Annotated in this window: 6 protein-coding genes; 3 read left to right on the top strand and 3 right to left on the bottom strand. The window is 57.8% G+C overall.

The window, feature by feature from the left end; translation table 11 throughout:
* Window positions 1-773: hypothetical protein (locus VN887_03790; protein HXT39125.1), on the bottom strand; the 773-nt coding region annotated here is incomplete at its 3' end.
* Between the two features lie 1,626 nt (window positions 774-2,399).
* Here VN887_03790 and VN887_03785 point away from each other — a divergent pair.
* Window positions 2,400-2,933 carry a DUF1579 domain-containing protein gene (locus VN887_03785; protein ID HXT39124.1) on the top strand — a complete coding sequence of 178 codons (534 nt, stop codon included), beginning with the start codon at window positions 2,400-2,402 and terminating at the stop codon, window positions 2,931-2,933.
* Between the two features lie 165 nt (window positions 2,934-3,098).
* Here VN887_03785 and VN887_03780 read toward each other — a convergent pair whose 3' ends face one another.
* Together VN887_03780 and VN887_03775 are read right to left on the bottom strand one after the other, a co-directional pair.
* Window positions 3,099-4,034, bottom strand: coding sequence for a hypothetical protein (locus VN887_03780; protein HXT39123.1), 936 nt, complete (start codon window positions 4,032-4,034; stop codon window positions 3,099-3,101).
* Between the two features lie 226 nt (window positions 4,035-4,260).
* A complete protein-coding gene (locus tag VN887_03775) occupies window positions 4,261-6,186 on the bottom strand; it encodes a gamma-glutamyltransferase (GenBank protein HXT39122.1) in 1,926 nt (641 codons plus the stop codon).
* 228 nt (window positions 6,187-6,414) lie between these two features.
* On the opposite strand from VN887_03775, the gene VN887_03770 reads away from it, so the two are divergent.
* A complete protein-coding gene (locus VN887_03770) occupies window positions 6,415-7,530 on the top strand; it encodes an alpha/beta fold hydrolase (GenBank protein ID HXT39121.1) in 1,116 nt (371 codons plus the stop codon).
* A 162-nt stretch (window positions 7,531-7,692) separates the two neighbouring features.
* A partial coding sequence (locus VN887_03765) for a transaldolase (protein ID HXT39120.1) occupies window positions 7,693-8,379 on the top strand: 687 nt, incomplete at its 3' end.

Genomic DNA, 8,379 nt, shown 5'->3' with positions numbered 1-8,379 from the left:
GTGAATCCGGCGTTCCCTGCCAACACGTACACAGCTCCGCCTACCCCGGACCCAGCATTGACGTCGGATGGATTTTCGAATGCACCAGAAACGCCCGCCGCGGTGTTATTTGAGAACGAACAACGTGTAAATTCGACTTCTCCCGACGCATTGTAAAATGCACCTCCGCCAGAAGCATAATCTTGGGAGCGGGCAAACGACTGATTGCCTGTAAATTCCGAGCTGTCCGCCAGAAAGTTGCCTTGATTGTAAATAGCACCCCCAGACGGCGCGCTGTTCTGCGCGAAGACGCAATCGTGGAGTTGGAGGTCCCCGCTGTTGAAAACCGCTCCACCATTCGTAAGGGACCCGCAACTCAGGAGGTGGACTCGATTCAACAGTAGATTGCCTGAATTGTTAATTGCACCGCCGGGCCGGTTCGTCGAATGCGCCGACTGAATCGTTAGACCGGAGATAATTCCCGTTGTTCCGACATTGAACGCAAAAGCCTCAGTGCCGTAGGGAAAGTTCAGGGTCACGTTCTCCGGACCCGGGCCCTCAATGCGGGCATCAGCCGTCAAATGCGGCAACCCCAAGGGTAACGCAATCGTCCCTATGACGTTGGAGAACAGCACGGAACCACCATCACTGGCCACTAGGTTGCGCACAGCTTGGCGGAATGACCCGGGCCCCCACGAGTTGGTGTTCGTAACAAAGTTCGTCGCACCCGGAGCATTTGTTACTGTAGCAGGGGAGTATTGAAAGTTGGCGACGATCGATTTGTCTTCGTCCATTGAAACCAACAGCGGGTTTGTATTTCCCGAGGCGTCACCCGACCATTCAGTGAAAGCGTAGTCTTCGTCCGCGGTCGCGGTAAGCGTTACCACGGCGTTTGAAGGAAAGATCAAAAGCTCCGGATATCGCGAGACTGTGCCGGACCCGTTCGAAGCCACGTCCAACTGAAATGAGAAAGGGACGCCTTCAAGTTCGAATGCGCCGAGATCAACACGGCGTCCCTGTGGCCGGGTCACCCCGCGCTGGTCAACGGTCGGCGCTGCATCCCCAACGGCCTGATCAATGGCTGGGCTGCCGTCAAGCAAGGCTCGGGTCAGCGTTGGACCGCCATTATCCTGAAGGGGGCCAAGTTTGGCTGAGATCGAATTCGTGAAGAGATTCTTTCCGCTGCTATTCAAGGTCCCCCCGACGATTTCGTCCGTGACGATGCAGTTCAGCATCGTGACATCACCCCCGTAAATTGCGCCCCCTCCCCCTGCATCGGCGCCGTTGTCGGCGAGCGTACAGTTTACGAGCAGTAAATTCCCGCCTGCGGCATAGATTGCCCCGCCCCGGCCGCTACAGGAAAAGTAGCCTGTCGCGAAGCCTGCGGCGCGATTCCCCGAGAACGTCGAGTTTGTAATGACCACCGAGCCTGACGCAACATAAAGCCCGCCGCCGTATGCGCTCGTGCATGATGGAATAGGATAGGTCTGGCCCGTTGCGAGGGCCGCGTTATTCGCGATGGTGCATCCCGAAATGAAAAGAGTGCCCGTATTGTAAATGGCCGCCCCTCGGACGGAAAACAGTTGAGACGACGTCAACTCGCAATCCCGAAGGGACAGCGTCCCGTCATTGGAAATGACTCCACCGTTTACCCCGTATGAGCCCCACCGCGTGAGGCGAAGCCCCGAGATTGTAATCGTGGCCGATGGCTCAATGAGGATGCCGGACTGAGCGTCGGAGCTTGCGCAGAAAACCGCGAGTTGGTGCGCGCCTGGGCCGTTAACAGTTACGTCTCCCATTACCGACACTTGCGAGAGCAACGTGATTTGGCCTGTCACGTTGGAGAAAGTGATGGCATCTGGCCCCGGGTTGCCGGCCGCGTCTAGGATCGCTTGACGGAATGAACCCGGTCCGTCGTCTGACGTGCTCGTTACTACGAACGTGGCTGCTTGGACGCTCAAAGAGATTGCGCATGCACTGAGCAGGAGAATTCCCAGAAGTTTCATCGCTTGGCCAAAGTGAGTCTTGGAAGGTCTCGCCTAATGTATCTATGAGTACAATTGTTGTAAAGCGACCAGCCAGGATATTCAACCTTGATCGCCGAAGTGCCATCGCCGCACAGAGATGAAGGCCCGTTTCCCTAAATTAAGCAACGCACACCATGCGTCACATGTTTAGATTGCTATGTAGAATCGGCCTGCTCCACCGGATACGATTCATCTTCGGCCTCTTGGGTGATCGTAGAGGGAACAAACGACCTCTCTAGGTCGGGCGTCGAGAATTTCGGCACTGCATTGTGTGAGGCTCGGCTTCAGTAGGTACTACCGTCGCTTGCTCTCAATCTGCCTCGGCCGTTCGCTTGAGATCGACCGCCCTTGTCGGCTTGACTTCTTTCATTTGACTCGCGACTGTCGAACATTATGAAAGCAAATACAAAGGCTTCTATTTTTGGCTCAGTTCTAATCATACTCGCCACCGCTGGCATCAGTGCGCTAGGGCAGGCTGCCCCCGGCCCGGAGCACGAGGCCCTCAAAAAACTCGAAGGGACCTGGAACGCCAAGATGAAGATGGGCGACACTGAATCGGCTGCGACCGCGACGTACAAGATGATCTGCGGCGGCATGTGGTTGATGAGCGATTTCCAGGGCGAATTCGGTGACCAGAAATTCTCGGGCCACGGTATGGATGGTTATGATGCGGAAAAGAAAAAGTTCGTGTCGGTGTGGGTGGACTCGATGAGCGGCCGGCCCCTGTTCCTCGAAGGCACGCACGACAAAGAGAAGAAGACCACGACAATGACCGGCGAGGCCATGGGACCGGACGGCAAAATGGCCAAACACAAGATGGTGACGCAGATGTCGGACGATGACCATTTCACGTTCACGATGTTCGCTCTTGATGCGGACGGCAAAGAGAACAAGGTGATGACCATCGAGTACACGCGCAAGAAGTAGGTTCGTTTGTGCTCATCCCGCGAAGACGCGGAGGGAGCGAAGGCTGCCAGGGACGCCGCGTCGCGATGTCCGGTCGGCGTGGTGCACGGACACTTCCTTCCGGTCTCGACATTGTCAGGCCACGTCCACCGACGTTGCTGCAATTCACCCGCGACCTGGAGCGTTCTATTTCTGCGCGGCGGACGCCTTGCGATTGCCCAGGAGAAAATCATCAGCCGCGGTCTTCGCGTCGAACGCATCCCGGATGACGTGTTGTTTCCCGGCCGGCCCCACGAGATTCGGCACGTAGGTGTTCGTGCTGAAGGACAGCTTCAGACCGGTGATAGAGTCGGAAGATTTGCCGAGCTTGCAAATCACGGCATCGTCTTCGAAGGAAAAGTTCAAGCCCGCCTTCCTCGCCTCAGCGACTTTCGTGGCGTCCTGTGCCGACGGGCCGAAGTCCCGGTCGTAGCTTTCGCGCGACGCCGGCCAGCGGACGGTCAGGGCATTGCCGTCCAGTTGAACGACTGGGTGCGGGTGGCCGGCGAACCTGAGCGCGGCGGCTTTGTCTTGCTCCGAAAGATTCTCATGTTCGGTTTGAGACTTGACGAAATACGGCGCGGACTCGTTGACCGCCGCGATTAGCGCCGGGCAGCGGGTGACGGTGACGTACTGCACGCCGCAGAGCTTTTTCCCGGCGTCCAAATAAAACGGCCCGTTCTCCACGCGGACGTTTTCAAGCAGAAGCTTGAGAAGTTTTTCCAGGCTGGCGAGTCCGGCTTCCGACAGGTTCAATTCGGCGCGCTTTTCGGGAATTTTCAACTCTTGTAATTGTTGTTCGAGCTGCGCGCGGTTGTATTCGAAAATCCAGTTGCTGAAGAAAAACGTGCGCTGGCCTTTCAACACCGACTCCAGTTGCTCCTGCTCGTCCGCACTCGGTCCCTCGCCGGTTTTGCCTTTGGCGTCCTCGCCGAAGATGCCATGATAGTCCTGGAATATGCGAAGGGTGTCAGTGGACTTGTCGTAATGGTAACTCATCGTCTGGTGCTCGAACTCGAGACATCCCGTCAGCAGGGCCGGAAGCAGTAGAAACGGGAATAATCGGCGGAATTTTCGGTTCATGGCCGGAGTCTCCATCCGTCGCGGGTTGCTCGCAAGAGCGTTCTCCACCGGCTCCCTGGAGCCTCGGGCGCAGGGGTCCCAACGGTTATCGATCATTCGGCAGACACAGGACGGGCAGCCAGGCGTTTTCTCACATCGGCTCGGGAAACATCACTGTTCCGCGAGAATCGCAAGGGAGCGCAAGGATTGATACTCATCTACCGAACTTGAATCGCGTCGGTACGATTCAGTAACCGGCGATCTGTCCTTCCAAACCTCGTGACACACCGCCTTTCATTTTATGGTTTATCGGATCAATCTGGACGCCCACCCAGTACCCGCGTGACATTCCGGCGACCTTTGAGACGTTTATTTTCACTCCCAGTTCCTTGACTGCATCGAGGACTTTCGGGTCAAACGTTTCCGGCTCGACATCCCATCCGTGCCCGACGAAAGCCGGAGTGTCCACGGCGGTTTGCGGGTCCATGCCGAAATCGAGAATGTTCACCAGCACCTGCAGATGTTTTGGGTGCAGCCCGCCACCGGTCGTGCTTGAGCCCAACACTGGCTTTCCACCGCGGCAGATGATGACCGGGCTCATGCCGATCGGCAGGCGATGGCCCGGTCCCGCCAGGGCGACGTCTCCCGCTTGAAACCGCGCGGAATCCGGAATCGATACCCCGTCCACAAATATTCCGGTGTTTCCCCACAAGACCGTATTGATGGTGTGATTCAGCACCGCCATGTTTCCCCACTGGTCCGCGACCACCAGTGCGTCGGTGTGGTTTCCGCCGTTGTTGTTCATCGCCCTGGGTTGCCAGTACCAGGTTCCGCTCTGCATTCGGTGCCAGATCCAGGCGGAGGTCTGTTTGGTGGCGCGCGATTTCGGGGACAGATCGTGTTCCTTGAATTGCCGCCATTGCCAGGTCAGGCGGTCGCACTGCGCAATTTCCATCAACCGAAGCAAACTTCGCGCGGAAGTGGTGAAGTGGCCGTATTGTTTCAAATTGGCCAGCTCCAGCAGGTTCATTCCCTCGACCGTGTTCACTCCGCCCCACGAGGAGAGTCCCGGCGCATAGACCTGATAGTCCCGGTAGGTGGTCTGCAACGGCTCTTCCCAGACCGCCTTGTAGTTCTTCATGTCCTGATGCGTGATTTTGCCGCCATTTTTCTGGATCACCTCGGCAAATTTTCGACCCCAATCTCCTTCATACATGTAAGTCGCGCCCTGGCCCGCAACTTTGCTCAAAGTTCCGGCCAGTTCCGGTTGTCGGAACAAATCGCCTTTGGCGTAAAATTTTCCATCCGCCTTGGTAAATATCCTTTTTGTTTCGGGCAACCGGCTGAGTACGCTTTTCTTTGAATTGATCCACCATTCCATGACCGGGCTGACCAGTTCGCCGTTTTCGGCCATCGCGATCGCCTGGTCGAACAGCCGTTTGAAGGTAACTTTGCCGAACCGATCATGCGCGGCCTGCACGCCGGCCATGAAGCCGGGGACCAGAGCAGTGCGTCCGCCTTTTCCGGGAATGGACCCCGCATGCTTTTCCTCGATCGGCGTGTTGTATTGCGCGTCGAGGTAAAAAACTTTCCCGCTCGACGCATCGTAATACATCATCATCAACGGGCCGGCAAAACTGACATAGGAACCGCCGGCATGGACCACTTCGCACAATGCGATGGCCATGGCGGCGTCGGCTGCGGTGCCGCCTTCCTTCAAAATCTCCAGTCCGGCTTCGGCTGCTTTGCCGCCGGTGGTGACGGCGATGATTGCGTTGGTGAACTCCAGGTTGTGCGGCAAAGCCGGTATCCTTTCCGCCCTTTCCTGACCTTTCTTCCATTGGGCAATCACAGAATCAACCTGTCCCGTGTTGTTCCGATGAAAAATAATTCGCAAGGGCTCTCCTTTGACAAAGAATTTGGATTCGGTTTCGGGAAAAAGTTCACGGGACAATTGCCCCGGGACATCCGACATCAGCCGGTTGCCGTCACGATGGACGGTGATGACGTACCCATTCCCGAAATCATAATAGCCGGCGTAATCGTCATAAAGTTTCTGATCAATCCTGATCGGCGTCGGGTCTCTCGTGAGCGCGTGGTAAATCCCCGCGCCAAGCGCTCCGACAACCGCGACGACGGAAAGCGTGCAGGCAGCAATCTTTTTGATCTTCATAGAGGCAGGCGGGATCCCATGGACTTTTTTGGTATTGCTTGGACAAGTGGCGCAGAGCTTTGTCACGGGAGCTCTGAAAACCGAGCCATCCCGCGGAGATCACGAAGGGAAGAACGACAAACCCGTCCGGGGGACACGGCCGCGCATTCACATCACCGTCGAAGGAAGCGGGCGTTCCGGCGGATTTTTTTTGGCAAACCGCCGCCGGCGGGTTAAGCAACTCTCCTGATGCGATTCAAGTTGTGCCTGTGGCCGGTGTTGCTGCTGCTCATGTCGGGGACGGCGGGCTGCGGTGGTTTCGCCGCCCGCCGAATGGCCCAGGCGCCGAATTCGTATCCTTCATGGCTCGCTCCCGCCGCGCCCGTGCAACTCGCGTTCGAAGATAATTTCCTGACCAATTTCCCGTCGCATTTTGTCCAGGTCGGCCCGCCTCCGGCGCGGCTTCGCTATCGCATCATCGAGCCGGCGGATTACGGCGTCAAAGCCTCCTCGACCAACTGGACGGAACGGGGCAGACCGCATTTCAAGTTTTCCTTTGTTGCCACGCTGCCGGCCCGGACGAACGCGTGGACCTCATCGCCGCGGGGCACGGTGGTTTTGCTGCACGGTTACGGCGAAGGTGGATTCGCCATGGCGCCGTGGTCGCTGCGCCTGGCGCAGGAAGGCTGGCGTTGCGTTCAGGTGGACCTGCGCGGACACGGAAAATCCACAGGGTCGCGGATTTACTTTGGCGTGCAGGAAGCGCACGACCTCGGCCAGCTGCTGGACGCGCTGGCGGGCGAGAACCAACTGATTTCTCCGGTTGCGGCCGTCGGCGAATCTTACGGCGCCGCGCTGGCGTTGAGATGGAAGGCGGTCGAGCCGCGCGTCGAAAGCGTGGTGGCGATCGCGCCCTATGCCGTGTTGTCGAATGCGGTCCTGAACATCTGCCGGCAGTACGCCGCCTGGATACCCCGGGCACTCGTCCGGTCGGGGCTGAAAAAACTGCCCTTGCTCCTCAACGTTGAAGCCCGCCAGCTCGATACCACCACGGTGCTGGCCGGAACTCCGGTGACCGCGTTGTTCGTGGCCGGGACAGAGGACAAAATCACGCCACTGGCCGACGTTCGGAAATTGTACGAGAAAGCAGGGCCGGGCAGCAAACTGCTGGTGGTGCCGGGGGCCACGCACGAAGCCTTGCCATATTTTTTCAATGATCTCGTTCCTCCGGTGCTGGCGAGTTTGAACGCAGCGAGTGAAGAACCGAAAGCCCGCGTCCAAGCCGGGGAGACAGAGGTCGGAGGCCATAGTTCGGCACGAAAAAGACAGATTCATGCTTCAGCGCAGAATGATCGGACGAACTGAGCGAACTCCACGATATCGAGCCATGGATTCGTCTTCGCTTGGCGATGACCCTGTCCACGCCACTTTCCCGATCCACCATCTTTCGGCAACCGCCCGGCACCGCCACTCCGGCCCGCGTTTTCGTTTTACCCGACGTCGAAGTTGGGGTATCTGTTCAATGTTATGAACGATCTTCTAAGCCAGTTAAAGCAATTCAGCGTCATCGTCGCCGACACGGGGGATTTCGACAGCATTCGCAAGTATCAGCCGCGTGACACCACCACGAACCCCAGCCTGTTGCTCAAGGCCGCCCAAATGTCCGAATACACGGCACTCGTCGAAAAGACACTCGCCGACGCTAAACAGGAGTCGGCCAACGCCGGCCAGACGATGGGCATCGCACTGGACAGACTGGCCGTCGCCTTCGGAACTGAGATTTTGAAAATCGTCCCCGGCCGCGTTTCGACCGAGGTGGACGCGCGGCTCAGCTTCGATGTCGAAGGTTCCATCGCCAAAGCGCGTTCGCTCATTGGCCGCTACGAGAAGGCGGGCATCTCGCGCGAGCGCATTCTCATCAAGGTTGCCTCGACCTGGGAGGGCATCTGCGCGGCCCGACAACTCACGCGCGAAGGCATTCACTGCAATCTCACGCTGCTCTTTTCGTTCGCCCAGGCGGTGGCCTGTGCCGAGGCCGGCGTGCAGCTCATCTCGCCGTTTGTCGGCCGAATCCTCGACTGGTACAAAAAATCAACCGGCCGCGATTCCTATCCGCCTGCGGAAGACCCCGGTGTCGTCTCGGTGACGCGCATTTACAATTACTACAAGAAATTTGGTTACAAGACCGAGGTCATGGGCGCCAGCTTCCGGAAT

The sequence above is a fragment of the Candidatus Angelobacter sp. genome (assembly GCA_035607015.1).
Classification (GTDB): domain Bacteria; phylum Verrucomicrobiota; class Verrucomicrobiia; order Limisphaerales; family AV2; genus AV2.
Note: the sequence above shows the minus strand (reverse complement) of the source record. Positions and strands in the feature narration are given on the sequence as shown.

What these genes read in the sequence shown, in the direction of transcription:
- VN887_03785 (HXT39124.1), top strand. Translation starts at nt 2,400, where the DNA reads ATGAAAGCAAATACAAAGGCTTCTATTTTTGGCTCAGTTCTAATCATA.
- VN887_03780 (HXT39123.1), bottom strand. Translation starts at nt 4,034, where the DNA reads ATGAACCGAAAATTCCGCCGATTATTCCCGTTTCTACTGCTTCCGGCC.
- VN887_03775 (HXT39122.1), bottom strand. Translation starts at nt 6,186, where the DNA reads ATGAAGATCAAAAAGATTGCTGCCTGCACGCTTTCCGTCGTCGCGGTT.
- VN887_03770 (HXT39121.1), top strand. Translation starts at nt 6,415, where the DNA reads ATGCGATTCAAGTTGTGCCTGTGGCCGGTGTTGCTGCTGCTCATGTCG.